Here is a 16453-nt window from a genome sequence, read left to right as displayed (position 1 = left end):
GTTTACAGCCGCGCCTTGGCGGCTTCGACCACGGCCTCGGCGGTGATGCCGAACTCGCGGTAGAGGACTTCGGCCGGAGCCGAAGCGCCGAAGCCGGTCATGCCGACAAAGCCGCCGTCCTCGCCGATGAAGCGTTCCCAGCCCTGCTTGATCGCGGCCTCGACGGCGACGCGGACGGTGCCGCGGCCGATGACGGCGTCCTGATAGGCCTTGGGCTGCTGCTCGAACAGGGCGAAGCAGGGGACCGAGACCACGCGGGTCGGCACGCCTTCGGCCTCCAGCGTCTCGGCGGCCTTCAGGGCCAAGGCGACTTCGGTGCCGGTGCCGAACAGGGTGACTTTCGCCTCGCCGTTGGCGGCCTTCAGCTCATAGGCGCCCTTCCTGGAGAGATTTTCGCCCGCGTCGGTCACGCGCACGGCCGGAGTCTTCTGGCGCGACAGGCACAGGGCGGTCGGCGTGGTCTTGTGCTGCAGGGCGACCTGCCAGCACTCCAGCGCCTCGACCGTATCGGCGGGGCGCATGGTCAGCAGGTTCGGGATGGCGCGCAGGGCCGCCAGATGCTCGACCGGCTGGTGCGTCGGGCCGTCTTCGCCCAGGCCGATGCTGTCGTGCGTCAGAACGTGGACCACGCGCACGCCCATCAGGGCGCCCAGACGGATCGCCGGACGGCTGTAGTCCGCGAACGCCATGAAGGTGCCGCCGTAGGGGATGACCCCGCCGTGCAGCGCCAGGCCGTTCATCGCCGCGGCCATGCCGAACTCGCGGATGCCGTAGTTCAGGTAACGACCGGCATAGTCCGGCGCGTCCATGATCTGGGTGTTCTTGACGAAGGTGTTGTTCGAGCCGGTCAGGTCGGCCGAGCCGCCGACCATTTCGGGGATGGCGTTGAACACCGTCTCCAGCGCCTCGCCCGAGGACTGGCGGGTGGCCAGGGCGGGCTTGTCGACGACCAGTTGCTTCAGCTTGGCGTCCAGCGCTTCGAAGGCGCCGGTGGGCAGGTCGCCGGCCATGGCGCGGGTGAAGTCGTCGCGCTGGTCGTGGTTCAGCAGGCGGGCTTCCCAGGCCTTGCGGGCCTTGGCGCCCTGCTTGCCGACCTTGGCCCAGGCCTTCTGCACGCCTTCCGGCAGTTCGAACGGGGCGAAGGGCCAGTTCAGCGCCTGACGGGTCGCCGCGATCTCGGTGGCGCCCAGGGCCGCGCCGTGGGTCTTGTGGCTGCCTTCCATGGTGGCGGCGCCCTTGCCGATCTTGGTCTTGCAGGCGATCAGCGTCGGCTTGTCCTGCTTGGTCGCCCAGGCCAGGGCCTTCTGGATCTGCCTATAGTCGTGGCCGTCGATGGCCTTGACCGCCCAGCCCGAGGCCTTGAAGCGCGTCAGTTGGTCCGTAGCGTCCGATAGCGACACCTTGCCGTCGATGGTGATCTCGTTGTCGTCCCACAGGACGCACAGCTTGTTCAGCTTCAGGCGACCGGCCAGGGCGATGGCTTCCTGCGACACGCCCTCCATCAGACAGCCGTCGCCGGCGACGACCCAGGTGCGGTGATCCACCAGATCCTTGCCGAAACGAGCGGCCAGATGGCGCTCCGCCAGGGCGAAGCCGACCGAGGTGGCCAGGCCCTGACCCAGCGGGCCGGTGGTCGTCTCGATCCCGGCCATGTGGCCGTATTCGGGGTGGCCGGCGGTCTTGAAGCCCCACTGGCGGAAGTTTTCCAGCTGCTCCTTGGTGGCGTCCTTGTAGCCCGTCAGGTGCAGCAGGCTGTAGATCAGCATCGAGCCGTGGCCCGCCGACAGGATGAAGCGATCGCGGTCGGCCCAGTCGGGACGGCTGGCGTCGAATTTCAGGAATTTCGAATAGAGGACGGTGGCGACGTCGGCCATGCCCATCGGCATGCCGGGGTGGCCGCTCTTGGCCTTTTCGACCGCATCCATGGACAGCACCCGGATGGCGTCGGCCATCTGTTTGGGCGAAGGCTTGGCGAATGCGGCTTGGGCGTCGGTCACGGCGAGACCTTTCCTCAGGAACAGGATAAAGCGGGGGCGGCGCCGCTTTACCCCGGCGCGCCGGCAGGTTCTACACGGAATCTGGAAGAAAGGACCCCCATGGACGCCGTTACGGCTGCAAAGGCGCGGATTGATCGAGCGTTGGCCGATCTGGAGCGCAAGGTGCTGGAGCTGAAGGCGAGGCCCGCCTCGGCGCCGCCGATCGCCGATGACGATCTGTTCGCGCCACGTCCCTCGAACGCGGCCGATCTGGCGCGCATCGCCGAGCTTGAAGAGGTCGGCCAGGAAACCGCTCAGGCCCTGGCCCTTGCGGCCGACGCCGTGCGCGAAGTGTTGGCGCAACAGCAGGCGGCCTCACAGCAGGCCGCTGGGCGAGAGGAGACGAACTGATGGCGACGGTGACGGTAGAGGTTCACGGCCGCCCCTATGCGGTGGGCTGCGCCGATGGTCAGGAGGCGCGGGTGCGCGACCTGGCCTCCCAGTTCAACGAGCGGGTGCAGGGCGTGGCCGATCAGGTCGGCCAGGTCGGGGACGTGCGCCTGTTCCTGATGGCGGCTCTGATGCTGGCCGACGAGCTTGGAGAGGCGAAACGTCAGGCGGCGGTCCAGAACTCGGGCCGGGCCAAGGCGACGGCTGCGGCCGCCGTTGCGCCGGCCTCCGCCAGCGACGGCGTGGCCGAAGCCCTGAACGCCGTGGCCGCAAGGATCGAGAAGATCACTCAAACGATCTGAGCGCGGTTTCGTCCTCCCCTTCATGGGGGGAAGAGGGATGTTCGCCATTGTTGAAACCCGCGTGAACGCCTATCTTGTGCGGCGGCGGGTCCTGCTGCGGCTCACGTCGAAGACAACATATCCTTCTGACCTTAATTCACTCATAGGGATCTGTCCCTGTCCGGGCTCGAGGGCCTGGGCATACGGAGCCCACCTGGCTACCCAGGTCGAGAGGATTTAAACGCGCTTCACGGCTCACGCGGCGCCGCCAACCTTCTTTTTTAGTGCGCTACGCTCGCGACGCGGTCGCTCACTACTTGAGCGCATTTTGGTGTGCAATTCTCCAACCGTTCCTCCTCCCGCCGTCATCCTTGGGCTTGACCCGAGGATCGGGTTGGGCGACGCGCTCTGCTTGTCGGCGTTCAGCGCGCCGTTGGGCTGGATCCTCGGGTCAAGCCCGAGGATGACGGTGGAATCTGGCGAAGGGCCGAGCGGCGATGACCCCCAAGCACGAACTTCGCGCCGCCATGCGCGCGCTTCGCAAGCGTCTGGCCGAGACCGACCGCGAGGCGGCCGAGCGCGCCGCAGGCCATGCCGACGCCCTTCCTTCCGGCGAGATCGTCGCCCTCTACCGCGCCATGGGATCGGAGCTGGATACGGATGCTCTCGCCAATGTCCTGCATCAGGCGGGGCGTCGTCTGTGCCTGCCGGTGGTGCTGGAGCGCGACGCGGCCATGATCTTCCGCGCCTGGGCGCCGGACGAACCGCTGGAGCTGGACGTGGCCGGCTGCCCCGCGCCCCTGCCTCTCGGCGAGGTGGTGACGCCCGACCTGATCCTGACGCCCCTGCTGGCCTTCGACGCTCACGGCGGGCGGCTGGGGCAGGGCGGCGGCTATTACGACCGCACCTTCGCGGCGCTGCCCGACGCCCGGCGCATCGGCTTCGCCTATGCCGGACAGGCGGTCGAACGCCTGGATCTGGAGCCGCATGACATCCGTTTGCATGGCGTTCTGAACGAGACCGGCTATAGAGCCTTCCCATGAGGCTCCCCCAATGAGACTGGCTTTTTTCGGCGACGTGGTCGGCAAGTCCGGGCGCGATGGACTTTCGGACCACCTTCCGGGGCTGAGGCGCGACCTCAGGCTCGATTTCGTGGTGGTCAATGCAGAGAACGCCGCGGGCGGCTTCGGCATCACCGAGAACACGGCCAACGACATCTTCAACGCCGGGGCCGACGTCCTGACGCTGGGCAACCACAGCTGGGACCAGCGCGAAGCCCTGACCTATATCGTGCGCGAGCCGCGCCTGATCCGGCCGGCCAACTATCCGCGCCTGATGGACGCGCCGGGACGCGGCGCCGACGTCTTCGTCACGCCGGACGGGCGCCGAGTGCTGGTCATCAACGTTCTGGGCCGCGTCCACATGGACCCGATGGACGACCCCTTCAGCGCGGTGGAGCGCGAACTGGAGGCGGCGCCCCTGGGCGTCGTCGCCGACGCCGTCATCGTCGACATGCACGCCGAGGCGACGAGCGAGAAGATGGGCATGGGCCACTTCTGCGACGGCCGCGCCAGCCTGGTGGTCGGCACCCACACCCACGTCCCGACGGCGGACGCGCAAATCTTGCCCCACGGCACGGCCTATCAGACCGACGCGGGCGGCTGCTGCGACTATGACTCCGTCATCGGCAACGACAAGGAAGAGCCGCTGCGCCGCTTCACCACCCGCCTGTCGGGCGGGCGCTACACCCCCGCCAGCGGCCCGGCCACCATCTGCGGCGTCTTTGTCGAGACGGATGACCGCACCGGCCTGGCCAAGCGCGTCGAGCCGATCCGCGTCGGCGGGCGTCTCAGCCAGGCGATCCCGCAGGTCTAGGCCGCAGCGGCCCGCTTCCGCGCCCTGAGCCGCAGGCGCAGGGTCCGCTGGCTGCGCAGGGTGACCTGATGGATGGGGCGGGGCTCGATCGGGGTGATGGCCTCGACCTCGGCGGCATTCAGGATTTCGGCTAGGGCGATCACCGCCTCCTGCATGGCGAAGGCGGCGCCGATGCAGATGCGCGGGCCGCCGCTGAAGGGCAGCCAGGCGTAGCGATCGATCGACTTGCGGTTCTCGGGCAGGAAGCGTTCGGGGCGGAAGGCGTCGGGCTCGACCCACAACGTCTCATGCCTATGGATGACCCAGGGCGCGATCAGCACGCTCTGACCCGCCTTCACCTCATGGCCGCCGATCTCGTCGTCCTCCAGCGCCTGTCGGATCATGGCGGGGGCGGGCGGAAACAGGCGCATGGCCTCCTCGATCACCGCACGGTGCCAGATTAGGTCGCGCACGCCCGCCGGACTGCGGTCCCAGCCGTCCGCCTCGGCCTTCAGGATGTCGGCCACGCGGCGGTCGCGGCTGATCAGGTGCAGGGTCCAGCCCAGGGTCCTGGCCGTCGTCTCATGTCCCGCCAGGATGAAGGTCAGGATGTTGGAGGCGACCTCATGATCCGACAGGCCCGAGCCGTCGCCTTCCTCATCCCGCGCGTTCAGCAGGGCGGTCAGCAGGTCGTCGGGCGCGTCGCCGTGGGTCAAGCGGGCGCGACGTCGCGCCACCAGGGCCGCCACCCGCTCCTCAAAGAAGCGCGCCGCCCCGCCCGAGGCCACGCGGCCCAGACGCGGGATCCAGTCGGGCGCCTTCAGCGCATCGAGCGGACTGATCCGCGCCCCGACCGACAGATACTGGTTCAGGGCCCTTTCAAACCCGGCGGCGTCGCCGTCCAGGTCGTCGGAGAACATGGTCGCCGACAGGATGTCGAAGGTCAGGCCGCTCATCTCGCTGTCGATGTTCAGCACGCGCGCGCCGTGGTGCGGCAGGCGCCAGCCCTCGACCCGGCGGCGGCAGACCCCATCCATGATGTTTGCCGTTCGGGCCGTGTAGGCGGGCGTGAAGAGCGGCGCCATGATGCGGCGTTGCCGCCGCCACTGCTCGCCCTCGGTCAGCAGCAGGCCGTCCGCCAGCATGGGCCCCAGCACCCGTCTTTGCAGGTCGCCCTTCACATAGTTGGCGGCGTTGTCGGTCAGGACATGACGCACGCCCGCCGGGTCGCTGACCACCAGCGACCGTCCCAGCGGCGACTGGCCGCTGATGTAGAGCTCCCTGAAGTGCGCCTCGCCCCAGATCTGCAGCGGGTCGCGCCAGCTCTGCCACAGGAAGGGCAGCAGGCTCATCCGCGCGGTCCGGCGCGGCGGCGTCCAGGGACGGAAGGTCGAGGCGGCGGCGTCTGTCATGGAGCGCTCCTTCTCAGGTTGACTCCATATTTATTGACTATAATGTCAAAATGAAGGGGGCTTCGAGGCTATCCCGCCAAACGCCTGGCGCTGAGCAACCGTTCACGCAGGTCGTGGAGTTGCGTCGCGCGACGCTGGGGAGCGTGGGTCTGCAGGACATAGGTCTGTGCGGCCCGGGCCAACGCCAGGCGTCGTTCGGGATCGCCGATGAGACCGTCCATCGCCGCAGCCAGTCCTTCGGCGGTCAGGTCGTCGACATAGACGGCGTGCGGGCCGCTGGCTTCGCGCAGGCCGCCGCGTCCCGACGAGATCAGGGCCGCCCCCGCCGCATGGGCCTCCAGCGCGGTCAGGCCCAGAGGTTCGGCCCAGACCGAAGGCGTCAGGGCGATGGCCGCCCGTTGCATCACCGCCTGGACCTCGCCCAGCTGCGCGGACTTCAGCACCGATACGCGATCGCCGAACCGCTCCAACGGCGCGACGTGCGGCGCGGCCCAGGCGGCGTGCTTGTCCCAGTCGTTGAGCATCAGCACGGCGCGCCAGTCCGGATGGCGCTCCAGCACGGCGGGCAGGGCGGCGCAGATCAGGTGCACCCCCTTCTCCGGCATGGCGCGACCGGCGAAGGCGATCACAGGCTCGCGGTTCTCGACCGGCGCCCGCCACAGATCGACGCTGATCGGATTGGGAACGGCGAAGGCCTTCGGCTCCTGGCGCGGAAAATCGTGCAGGAATTCCCGCCGCCCGGCCTCGCTGACGAAGACCAGGCCGTCCAACTGGCGAAAGCGCCGCTCGTAGCGCCAGCGATCAAGCGGGGTGCGTGGGGATTTCAGCGCATTGTGCCGATAGAGAACTCGCGTGGCGCGAGGAAACCGGCGGGCGATATGAAGGGCCTGTCGGAGCTGCTGATGGAATTCGATCACATCCGGTTGATAGTCGCTCAGCGCCTTTTCAAGCGCCGCCATGCGCTTCCTGTCGCTGGGCAGGCGGTGGGCCGGCAGGTCGCCGTGGTCGTCAGCGCCTTCGCAGCAGAAGATGCGGAGCTCCGCCTTCTGCGCGCCGCGAGCCAGGGTCCGCACGACCGTCTCCATGGAATTCGGCTGGGATGCGGAGAAGCGGCAACCGGAAGGCAGGACGACAGCGACTTTCAGCGGAGGGCTCCGTCGGGGCTTGGCTATGCCGAGCGCCCTACACCATCAACATGAACGGCTGCTGACAATCCGCCTTAAGGTTGTGCGGCGCGGCGCGCCTCAAGCGCGCGCAGGCTGGCTTCCTCGGCCTTCAGGTCTTCGGCCAACTGGGCTTTCAGCGCCGGATCGGCGACGGCGGCCAGGGCGGCGCGGGTCTCCTCCACCGCCTGGCGCCGTGCGGTGATCAGTCGCGACAGTTCATCCGGCTCATGCAGGGCCGGGCCTGAGGCGGTCGGGCGACGGATCGCCTTGACCTCTTGTTCTTCGGTGGTCTTCAGCGCGGCGGCCTGCCGGGCGGCGGCCGCATCGCGCAGGGCGTGCTGGACGGGATCGCCGCCCTCGAACTCGCAGGCCGACAGCAGGGCGGCGCCCGCGACGACGAGGGTGAGGACGAAGGCTCGCATCAGCCTTCGATCCAGTTGGGCATCCAGCCTTCGTGGAATTCGCGCAGGTGGGCGACCGGCAGGCGGAACAGCTCGCCCTTCGGACCCGAGGAGGCGAAGTCCGTTCCCTTGACCAGACCGACGACCGAGGCGTGCAACCCCGCGTCCTGCGCCTTGGCGATCAGGGCGTCGGCGTCCGCCACGGCGACCAGATAGCGAGCTTGGTCCTCGCCGAACAGGAAGGCGTGGGCGTGAGCCTGGCTGGAGGCGTTCAGCTCGATGCCGACGTCCGAGGCCAGGGCGATATCCGCCGCCGCCCCGACCAGGCCGCCGTCCGACAGGTCGTGAACGACCGTCAGTTCGCCCGCCTCGATCAGGCCGCGCACGAAGTCGCCGGTCTTGCGTTCCAGCTTCAGGTCGACCGGCGGCGGGGCGCCGTCCTCGCGGCCCAGAACCTCGCGCAGATAGATGGAGGCGCCCAGTTCGCCGTGCGTCTGGCCGATCAGCACCAGCTGGTCGCCCTCGGCCGCGCCGCCGAATCCGGTGGTCACGTCGTAGTTGGTCAGCAGGCCCACGGCGCCGACGGTCGGCGTCGGCGGAATGGCGACGCCGTTGGTCTCGTTATAGAGGCTGACGTTGCCGCTCACGACCGGGAAGTCCAGTTCGCGGCAGGCCTCGGCCATGCCGTCGGTGGCGCGCACGATCTGGCCCATGATCTCGGGACGCTGCGGGTTGCCGAAGTTCAGGTTGTCGGTGATGGCGATGGGACGCGATCCGACGGCGGTCAGGTTGCGCCACGCCTCGGCCACCGCCTGCTTGCCGCCTTCATAGGGGTCGGCCTGGACATAGCGCGGGGTGCAGTCGCTGGTGACGGCCAGGCCCTTTTCCGTGCCGTGGACGCGGATCACGCCCGCATCGGCGCCGGTCGAGGAATCCTGCAGCGTGTCGGCCATGACGTGGCGGTCGTACTGCTCCCAGATCCAGCGCTTGGACGCCATGTCGGGGCAGGCGACGACCTTCAGCACGGCGTCGTTCCAGCTTTCCGGCGCGGGGACTTCAGCCGGGTCGAGGCGCGGTTGCAGCTCGGGCTGGACCCACGGACGGTCATACAGGGGCGCGTCGTCGAACAGCGGGGCCAGCGGCACGTCGCAGACCACCTCGCCGTGATGCTTCAGCACCAGATGGCCGGTGTTGGTCGTCTTGCCGATGATGGCGAAGTCCAGACCCCACTTCTGGAAGATGCGATAGCCGACGTCCTCGAAGCCGGGCTTCAGCACCGCAAGCATACGCTCCTGCGATTCCGACAGCATCATCTCATAGGCGGTCATGCCGGTTTCGCGCTGGGGCACCTTGTCCAGATCCAGCTCGACGCCGACGCCGCCCTTGCCCGCCATCTCGACGGACGAAGAGGTCAGGCCCGCTGCGCCCATGTCCTGAATGGCGGCCACGGCGCCCGAGGCCATCAGCTCGAGCGTGGCTTCGATCAGCAGCTTTTCGGCGAAGGGGTCGCCGACCTGCACCGTGGGGCGCTTGGCGTCCGACTCGTCGTCGAACTCGGCCGAGGACATGGTGGCGCCGTGGATGCCGTCGCGGCCGGTCTTGGAGCCGAAATAGACCACGTCGTGGCCCGCTTCGGGCGCGGCCGAATAATAGATCTCATCGGCGCGGGCCAGGCCGACGCACATGGCGTTGACCAGGATGTTGCCGTTGTACCCGGTGTGGAAATTCGTCTCGCCCGCGACGGTCGGCACGCCGACGCAGTTGCCGTAGCCGCCGATGCCGCTGACCACGCCCTTGACCAGACGCTTGGACTTCTCGTGCGACGGATCGCCGAAACGCAGGGCGTTCAGCAGGGCCACCGGGCGTGCGCCCATGGTGAAGACGTCGCGCATGATGCCGCCCACGCCCGTCGCCGCGCCCTGATAGGGCTCGATGTAGGAGGGGTGGTTGTGGCTCTCCATCTTGAAGATGCAGGCGTCGCCGTCGTCGATGTCGATCACGCCGGCGTTTTCGCCGGGGCCGCAGATGACGCGCTCGCCCGTCACCGGGAACTTCATCAGCTGCTTCTTCGACGACTTGTAGGAGCAGTGCTCGGACCACATGACCGAGAAGACGCCCAGCTCGACCTGGTTGGGCTCGCGGCCCAGCCGGTCCAGCAGGACCTGATATTCATTGGGGGCGAGGCCGTACTCTTCGGCCAGCTGGGCGATGGTCTTTTGGGGCGCGCTCATGGGCGGGCCTTCTAGCCGTCTCTGGGGCGTCTGTCAGCCCATCCGAAGCGGCCTTGGCGAGACTCAACGACGGCGTTCGATTCCGCGCCTCAGGCCGAAGGTGACGATGACGCCGGCCACCACCACGACGAAGGCCGCCGCCAGGGCCGTAAAGGCCAGCACCGGCTTGACCTCCTGCTCGGCCACGAAGGCTCCGACCAGGCCCCAGGCGATGGGCAGGGGATAGGCCAAGGTCCGCAAGGCCCAGGTCACGCCGATCCCGATCAGGGTGGTCGCGATCACGGCCAGCACGGCCCAGCCGGTCGGCGACAGGGCGGCGGGCAGGGCCTCGAACGCCGTCGCCACGGTGATCAGGTTCAGCGGCGCCGCCACGGTCAGCCACCCGGCCAGCGCCGCCAGCGGCCAGATCAGGAACCAGCGGTCCCGCTCCATCGCCCCGGTCGCGCGGATCGTGCGCGCGCTGGCCAGCATCGGCAGCAGCAGGGCCAGGAGCGAGGCGAAGATGACGATGACGCTGGCCGCCTTGAGGTTCAGCGCCGCCATGATGATCCAGAAGCCGATGCCGAAGAAGGCGACGACCGACGGCCAGCCCATGCGGTTGATCAGCACGCTTTCGCCCGTCTGGGGCAGGGCCTGACGCCCGGCGTAGATCAGCAGGCCCAGATAGAGCAGGCTCCAGATCGAAAAGGCGTAACCGGCCACCCGCAACGTCTGGTTTCCGTCGGCGGCGAACTCCGCCTGGCTCAGGCCGAAACCGCCCAGGGCCTGAACGATGGGAACGATGACGGCGAAGACGGCGGCGGCCAGCACGGCCAGGCGGCGCGTCTGCTGGGCGGGGGTGGGGCGTTCGATGGCGGTCATGCGTCTCTCCGGCTCAGCTTCGCCGTATCTACGCGCGGCGCGACGGAAGGTTCACCGCAGGCGCGCGGAACCGGCCGGGTGCATTCGGGCTTGCTGTTTCAGGACAGATGACAGGAGGCCACGATGGCCGAGAAACAGACCCCCGCCGAGCCGACGATCAATGAGGAAGTCGCGACCAACCGCGCCCTTGAACAGGGGCTGGGCGTCGGCGCTCGCGAACTGGCCGCCATCCACGAATCCGGCGCCGAAGGCACGCTGGAACGCGACCTCGACGAGGGCGGTGAACCTGCGAACGAAGCTGCTCAGGTCAGCGACGCCGGACGTAGCGCCAGCGTCCTGGATCGTAAGGGCGTTTAGGCCGCCGCGTAGATGCTCTGGAACAGGGTGGCGCCGTCGGCGCTGCCCAGTTCGGCTTCGAAGGCGCGGTCGGGGTGGGGCATCATGCCCAGGACGTTGCCGCGTTCGTTCTGCAGGCCGGCGATGTCGCCGACCGAGCCGTTGGGGTTGTCGACGTAGCGGAAGACCACCTGGCCCTCGCCCTCGATGCGCTTCAGCGTCTCGGCGTCGGCGAAGTAGTTCCCGTCGGCGTTGCCCTGGGTCATGACGATTTCGCGCTGGCCCTGATAGCCCGAGGTGAAGCGCGTCTGGCCGTTGGCGACGGTGATGCTGATGGGCTTGCAGATGTATTTCAGGCTGCTGTTGCGCATCAGGGCGCCCGGCAGCATCCCGGCTTCGCAAAGGACCTGGAAACCGTTGCAGATGCCGACCACGGTGACGCCGTCGTCGGCGGCCTTCTTGACCGCCTGCATGATCGGGGCCTGGGCCGCCATCGCGCCGCAGCGCAGATAGTCGCCGTAGGAGAACCCGCCGGGCAGCACGATCAGATCGAGGCCCTTGGGCAGTTCGGTCTCGGCATGCCAGACCATCTGGACCTGTTCGCCAGTGGAACGTTCGACGGCGACCTTGCAGTCGCGATCGCAGTTGGAACCGGGGAAGACGATGACGGCTGCGCTCATGACCGGGCCTCCTAGCACCCTTCGTGGAGAATGTCAGGCGTCGCTTTGCGGCGTCTTGCGACCGGTGGTCCAGGCGACCGCCCAGACCGCGAAACCGCCCAACGACAGGGCGACGCCGACCCAGCCGGTCGAGGTCCAGCCCCAGCCCGCCGCCACCGCCATGCCCGCCAGCAGGGGGCCGATGGCGTTGGCCGTGTTGAAGGCCGAGTGATTGAGGGCGGCGGCCAGGGTCTGGGCGTCGCCGGCCACGTCCATCAGCCGGGTCTGCAGCACCGAGCCCAGCCCGCCGCCGCCGCCGATCAGCAGCACGACGATCATCACCGCCCACAGATGGGGCGCGGCGAAGGGATACAGCGCCAGCGCCGCCGCGCTCCACAGCAACAGGCCGCCCGCCGCCGCCATGCCGAAGCGGTCGGCGGCCCAGGCGCCCAGCAGATTGCCCGCCATCATGCCCAGGCCGAATAGGGCGAAGACCCAGGGCAGGACCTCCGGCCCCACGCCCGTCACCGCCTTCAGCGTCGAGGCCAGATAGGCGTAGACCGCGAACATGCCGCCGAAGCCGACGGCGCCGATGCCCAGCGTCAGCCAGACCTGGCCGCGCTTCAGGGCTCCCAGTTCGCGCCAGGGACTGGCGTCGGGATGGGCCGGATCGCGCGGCGCGAACAGGGCGACCAGCGCCATGGTCAGCACCGCCAGCACGCTGACGATGGCGAAGGTCCAGCGCCAGCCGAACTCATGACTGACGGCGTTGGCGACCGGCACCCCGATCACCGTGGCGACCGTCAGACCCAGCAGGATAGTCGAGACCGCGCGGGTTCTCAGGCGCAGGGGGACCAGCGACGCCGCGACCAGCGCCGCCACGCCGAAATAGGCCCCGTGAGGCACGCCGCTGAGAAAGCGGAAGGCCAGCATCCACTCATAGGTCGGGGCGATGGCGCTGAGCGCGTTGCCGACCGCGAACAGGGCCATGAAGCCGATCAGCAGCAGCCAGCGCGGAAGGCGCGCGCCCAGAACGGCCAGGATCGGCGCCCCGACCACCACTCCGGCGGCATAGGCGCTGATGACGTGGCCCGCCTTGGGCTCGCTGACGCCCAGGCCTGCGGCGAAGTCGGGCAGGACGCTCATGGCCGCGAACTCGGTCACGCCGATGGCGAAGCCGCCCATGGCCAGGGCCAGCAGCACCAGCGCCGTCTTGCCCGGCTCGGCCACGCGCTCGATGTCGCGACCGGCCGTGATGCAGCCGGTTTCGTCGAGGCAGGGGGCGGCGTCGGCAGGGGGCATGGATTATCGCAATGCAGCAAAAGGGGAGGTTGCGCTGCAAAATAGGAACGCCGCCCACGGCATCAACCGGAGCGGCGTCGAAGCGCTCATCACGCTTTGTGTCCATGCCTCGGGAGGCCGGGCGTCAGCCCCGGTTTTCGTAGGTCGCTGTGATCGACGCCTTGGCCAGGGTGTGGAAGTGCAGGTTGAAGCCGAAGACCGCGCCCGAGTTGTCTTCCGTCACGTCCAGCCGGTCCACATCCACGGCGAAGACGGTGAAGATGTAGCGGTGCGGGCCGTGGCCTGGGGGCGGGGCGGCGCCGCCGAAACCGGCCTCGCCGTAGTCGGTGCGGCCCTGGACGGCGCCCTTGGGCAGGTTCGCCCCGCCGACCGCGCCCGCGCCGGCCGCCAGTTCGGCGACATCGGCTGGAATGTTGGCGACGGTCCAGTGCCAGAAGCCCGACCCGGTCGGCGCGTCAGGGTCATAACAGGTGACGGCGAAGCTCCTGGTCCCCTCCGGGGCGCCCGACCATGAGAGCTGCGGCGACGTGTTACCCAGCGCCTTGACCTGGGCGTCAGGCAGGACCCCTCCGTCAGAAAAGTCGGTCGAGGCGACAGTGAAGCCCATGGCGGCGTTCTCCCTTTGGCGGCGGATCAGGCCGCCGAAACTGAAACAGGACTAACGAAAGACTGGTCACGGACGTTGCGTCGCGACATTCTGTCCCTAGCTAAGGTCAAGCTGTCTTGATGAGCGGAGGAACGGGATGCTGCAAGCCCTGTTGGACCGAACCTTTCAGACGCGGTCGATCCGGGTGCGATTTCCCGACGGCCGCGAGTTGACGGCGGGGCCGGGCGAGCCGGAACTGACGGCCGTGCTGACTGACATGAAGGCGGCCGTCGCCATCGCCGCCAATCCTGACCTGGCGTTGGGCGAGGCCTTCATGGATGGAACATTCCAGGTCGAGGGCGGCGGCATCTATGACTTTCTGGAGCTGACCGCCTCGCAGATGGCCTTGCGTCCGCGCACGCCGAAGATGACCTGGATGCAGCGGATCAAGCGTGGCGCCGAGCAGGCCAATGATCGACTGAACGCGCGCAGCAATGTGCATCACCACTATGATCTGACGGTCGACTTCTACCGCCTGTTTCTGGACGACGACCTGCAATATTCCTGCGCCTTCTTCGAGACGCCGGACGCCAGCCTGGAGCAGGCCCAGGTCGCCAAGAAGCGCCGCCTTATCGACAAGCTGTTGCTGGAGCCGGGGCACCGCGCCCTGGATATCGGCGCCGGTTGGGGCGGGTTGGGGCTTTCCATGGTCGAGCGCGGGGCGCGGGTGACGGGCGTCACCCTGTCGACGGAGCAGCACCGGACGGCCAATGAGCGTGCGGCGGCTCTGGGCGTCACGGACCGGGCCGACTTCCGGCTTCAGGACTATCGCGACCTGGACCAGACCTTTGATCGCATCATTTCGGTCGGCATGTTCGAACATGTCGGCGCGCCGAACTATCAGGAGTATTTCGACACCGTCGCCCGCCTGCTGGATGACGACGGGGTGGCGGTGGTCCACGCGATCGGCCGTAACTCGCCGCCCAATCGCACCCAGCCCTGGATCCGCAAATACATCTTCCCCGGCGGCTATATTCCGGCGCTGTCGGAAGTGCTGCCCGCCATCGAGCGGGCGGGCCTGTGGGTCACGGACATGGAGGTGCTGCGTCTGCACTACGCCGAGACCTTGCGGCATTGGCGCGAGCGGTTTCTGGCGCGGCGCGGCGAGGCGCGGGCCATGTATGACGAACGCTTCTGCCGGATGTGGGAATTCTATCTGGCCTGCAGCGAGGTCGCCTTCCGCGAACTGGGCCACATGGTCTTCCAGCTGCAACTGACGAAGAAACAGACCGCCGTGCCGCTGAGCCGGGATTATCTGTGCGGTCAGGCCTGACCGAAGGCGGGATCATAGCGGACGGGACCTGTCCCCGTGATGGGGCCGAAGCCCAGCGCCATGAAATATTCAGGCGGCAGCCCAGGATAGGTCAGGCGCGGGTCCTGAGCGAACCCGAAGCGGGTGTAATAGGCGGGGTCGCCTAGGACGACGCAGCCGCGCGCGCCGTTGCGGCGCAGATCGCCCAGGCCCGTTTCTATCAATCGGCCGCCGATGCCTTGACCCTGATGGGCCGGGGCGACGGACACGGGCCCAAGGCCGAACCAGCCGGGCTGAGCAGACCATTCGACCGGGGAAAAGGCGGCGTGGCCGACGATCCGACCGTCCAGCTCGGCGACGAGGGACAGGGCGAGGGCGCCGGCGTCTCGCAGGGCGTCGATGATGCGCGGCTCCGAGCCGTCGCTGTGCGGGTGGCCGTCAAAGGCCGCCGCCGTCAGAGCCCGGATCGCGGCCTGATCCGCCTGGGTTTCAGGCCGCAGGATCATGTCAGGCGACTTCGATCCGGTAGCTTTCGATGACCGTGTTGGCCAGCAGGGTGTCGCACATGCGCTTCACCTCGGCCTCCTTGTCGGCGACGGCGTCGTCGAGGTCGAACTCGATCAGCTTGCCGACGCGGGCGTTCGACACGCCGTTCCAGCCCAGACCCTGCAGGGCGCCTTCGACGGCCTTGCCCTGGACGTCCAGGACGCCGGGCTTGAGGAAGACGTGAACTTTAACCTTGGCCATTAATGCAGCCCTCCCTGAATCACGGTCGGCATGTCCTTCATGATGCCGAGGCGGCGGGCCACCTCGGTGTAGCTTTCGATGACGTCGCCCATGTCGCGGCGGAAGCGGTCCTTGTCCAGCTTCTCGCCCGTGGTCGAATCCCACAGGCGGCACGAGTCGGGGCTGATCTCGTCGGCCAGGATGACGCGGCTGAAGTCGTTCTCCCACACGCGGCCGAACTCGATCTTGAAGTCCACCAGGGTGATCCCGACGGCGCCGAACATGCCGCACAGATAGTCGTTCACCCGCACCGTCATGGCCAGGATGTCGTCCAGTTCCTGGGTGGTGGCCCAGTTGAACGCCGTGATGTGCTCTTCGGTCACCATCGGGTCGTTCAGCTCATCCTTCTTGTAGTAGAATTCGATGATCGAACGGGGCAGGGGCGTGCCCTCTTCCTGGCCCAGGCGCTGGGCCAGCGAACCGGCGACGACGTTGCGGCAGACGACTTCCAGCGGGATGATCTCGACTTCGCGGATCAGCTGCTCGCGCAGGTTCAGACGCTTGATGAAGTGGTTGGTCACGCCGATCGTGTTCAGGCGCGACATGATGAATTCGCTGATGCGATTGTTGATGACGCCCTTGCCTTCCAGGGTCGCCTTCTTCTGCGCGTTGAAGGCGGTCGCGTCGTCCTTGAAATACTGGATCAGCGTGCCCGGCTCAGGCCCTTCGTACAGGATCTTGGCCTTGCCCTCGTAGAGCTTCTTGCGCTTGGTGTTCATCTTCGGGTCCCGGACGGGAAGGAAACGGACGGCCTCAAAACGAAAAACGCGCGGCCCGAAGGTCGGGGCGGCGCGGTCCTTGAATCGACGGCGGCTCTAATAGAACCACGCGCCCTTTAAC

The 16453-nt window shown here is 68.0% G+C and carries 18 protein-coding genes and 1 other RNA gene; 7 read left to right on the top strand and 12 right to left on the bottom strand.

Annotation, left to right across the window (positions count from 1 at the left end):
• Positions 1-2 precede the first annotated feature (2 nt).
• Entirely contained in the window at positions 3-1952 is a 1950-nt protein-coding gene (gene tkt, locus V8J38_RS13710) for a transketolase (protein ID WP_338578633.1), read from the bottom strand.
• Between the two features lie 144 nt (positions 1953-2096).
• Between tkt and V8J38_RS13705 the strand changes: the two genes are divergently transcribed.
• The 5 genes from V8J38_RS13705 to V8J38_RS13685 all read left to right on the top strand — a co-directional run bounded on the left by V8J38_RS13705 (position 2097) and on the right by V8J38_RS13685 (position 4582).
• Positions 2097-2387 carry a hypothetical protein gene (locus tag V8J38_RS13705; protein ID WP_338576401.1) on the top strand — a complete coding sequence of 97 codons (291 nt, stop codon included), beginning with the start codon at positions 2097-2099 and terminating at the stop codon, positions 2385-2387.
• On the top strand, positions 2387-2728 hold the full coding sequence (locus V8J38_RS13700; RefSeq protein ID WP_291778013.1) for a cell division protein ZapA: 342 nt from the start codon (positions 2387-2389) through the stop codon (positions 2726-2728). Before V8J38_RS13705 ends, V8J38_RS13700 begins: the two co-directional genes overlap by 1 nt.
• An 88-nt stretch (positions 2729-2816) precedes the next feature.
• A non-coding RNA gene (gene ssrS, locus V8J38_RS13695) (6S RNA) lies at positions 2817-2977 on the top strand.
• A gap of 227 nt (positions 2978-3204) precedes the next feature.
• A complete protein-coding gene (locus V8J38_RS13690; protein ID WP_338576399.1) occupies positions 3205-3750 on the top strand; it encodes a 5-formyltetrahydrofolate cyclo-ligase in 546 nt (181 codons plus the stop codon).
• A gap of 10 nt (positions 3751-3760) precedes the next feature.
• On the top strand, positions 3761-4582 hold the full coding sequence (locus tag V8J38_RS13685; protein ID WP_125901736.1) for a TIGR00282 family metallophosphoesterase: 822 nt from the start codon (positions 3761-3763) through the stop codon (positions 4580-4582).
• Here the strand turns inward: V8J38_RS13685 and V8J38_RS13680 are convergent.
• From V8J38_RS13680 to V8J38_RS13660, 5 genes are all read right to left on the bottom strand, one after another.
• On the bottom strand, positions 4579-5973 hold the full coding sequence (locus tag V8J38_RS13680; RefSeq protein WP_338576396.1) for a cytochrome P450: 1395 nt from the start codon (positions 5971-5973) through the stop codon (positions 4579-4581). The two genes, V8J38_RS13685 and V8J38_RS13680, sit on opposite strands and share 4 nt — an antisense overlap.
• Before the next feature lie 68 nt (positions 5974-6041).
• Entirely contained in the window at positions 6042-7046 is a 1005-nt protein-coding gene (locus tag V8J38_RS13675) for a glycosyltransferase family 4 protein (RefSeq protein WP_338576394.1), read from the bottom strand.
• 146 nt (positions 7047-7192) lie between these two features.
• The gene (locus V8J38_RS13670; protein WP_338576392.1) at positions 7193-7561 is read right to left on the bottom strand and encodes an indole-3-glycerol-phosphate synthase; all 369 of its coding nucleotides are present in this window, start codon (positions 7559-7561) and stop codon (positions 7193-7195) included.
• Positions 7561-9771, bottom strand: a complete 2211-nt coding sequence (gene purL / locus V8J38_RS13665; protein WP_338576390.1) for a phosphoribosylformylglycinamidine synthase subunit PurL — start codon at positions 9769-9771, stop codon at positions 7561-7563. Before purL ends, V8J38_RS13670 begins: the two co-directional genes overlap by 1 nt.
• 63 nt (positions 9772-9834) lie before the next feature.
• A complete protein-coding gene (locus V8J38_RS13660; RefSeq protein WP_338576389.1) occupies positions 9835-10632 on the bottom strand; it encodes a hypothetical protein in 798 nt (265 codons plus the stop codon).
• Positions 10633-10755: 123 nt separating this feature from the next.
• On the opposite strand from V8J38_RS13660, the gene V8J38_RS13655 reads away from it, so the two are divergent.
• Positions 10756-10989, top strand: coding sequence for a hypothetical protein (locus V8J38_RS13655; protein ID WP_291778025.1), 234 nt, complete (start codon positions 10756-10758; stop codon positions 10987-10989).
• Here V8J38_RS13655 and purQ read toward each other — a convergent pair.
• The 3 genes from purQ to V8J38_RS13640 form a co-directional block, all read right to left on the bottom strand.
• Positions 10986-11648, bottom strand: a complete 663-nt coding sequence (gene purQ / locus V8J38_RS13650; RefSeq protein WP_291778027.1) for a phosphoribosylformylglycinamidine synthase subunit PurQ — start codon at positions 11646-11648, stop codon at positions 10986-10988. The two genes, V8J38_RS13655 and purQ, sit on opposite strands and share 4 nt — an antisense overlap.
• A 33-nt stretch (positions 11649-11681) precedes the next feature.
• Complete coding sequence (locus V8J38_RS13645) at positions 11682-12929, bottom strand: MFS transporter (protein WP_338576387.1); 1248 nt, start codon at positions 12927-12929, stop codon at positions 11682-11684.
• Between the two features lie 124 nt (positions 12930-13053).
• Positions 13054-13536 (bottom strand): YbhB/YbcL family Raf kinase inhibitor-like protein, encoded by a 483-nt coding sequence (locus V8J38_RS13640; RefSeq protein ID WP_338576385.1) that lies wholly within the window; start codon positions 13534-13536, stop codon positions 13054-13056.
• 136 nt (positions 13537-13672) lie between these two features.
• Between V8J38_RS13640 and V8J38_RS13635 the strand changes: the two genes are divergently transcribed.
• A complete protein-coding gene (locus tag V8J38_RS13635; protein WP_338576384.1) occupies positions 13673-14848 on the top strand; it encodes a cyclopropane-fatty-acyl-phospholipid synthase family protein in 1176 nt (391 codons plus the stop codon).
• Here V8J38_RS13635 and V8J38_RS13630 read toward each other — a convergent pair.
• From V8J38_RS13630 to purC, 3 genes are read right to left on the bottom strand one after another with little or no spacing between them, the layout of a single operon-like run.
• Positions 14839-15333: an N-acetyltransferase gene (locus V8J38_RS13630; RefSeq protein ID WP_338576383.1), complete on the bottom strand. Its 495-nt coding sequence runs from the start codon at positions 15331-15333 to the stop codon at positions 14839-14841. The two genes, V8J38_RS13635 and V8J38_RS13630, sit on opposite strands and share 10 nt — an antisense overlap.
• Before the next feature lies 1 nt (position 15334).
• Entirely contained in the window at positions 15335-15574 is a 240-nt protein-coding gene (gene purS / locus V8J38_RS13625; RefSeq protein ID WP_286950396.1) for a phosphoribosylformylglycinamidine synthase subunit PurS, read from the bottom strand.
• Positions 15574-16332, bottom strand: a complete 759-nt coding sequence (purC, locus tag V8J38_RS13620) for a phosphoribosylaminoimidazolesuccinocarboxamide synthase (protein ID WP_291778039.1) — start codon at positions 16330-16332, stop codon at positions 15574-15576. Before purC ends, purS begins: the two co-directional genes overlap by 1 nt.
• Positions 16333-16453: the final 121 nt, after the last annotated feature.

The organism is Brevundimonas olei, assembly GCF_037055245.1.
GTDB classification, from domain to species: Bacteria; Pseudomonadota; Alphaproteobacteria; order Caulobacterales; family Caulobacteraceae; genus Brevundimonas; species Brevundimonas olei.
Note: the sequence above shows the minus strand (reverse complement) of the source record. Positions and strands in the feature narration are given on the sequence as shown.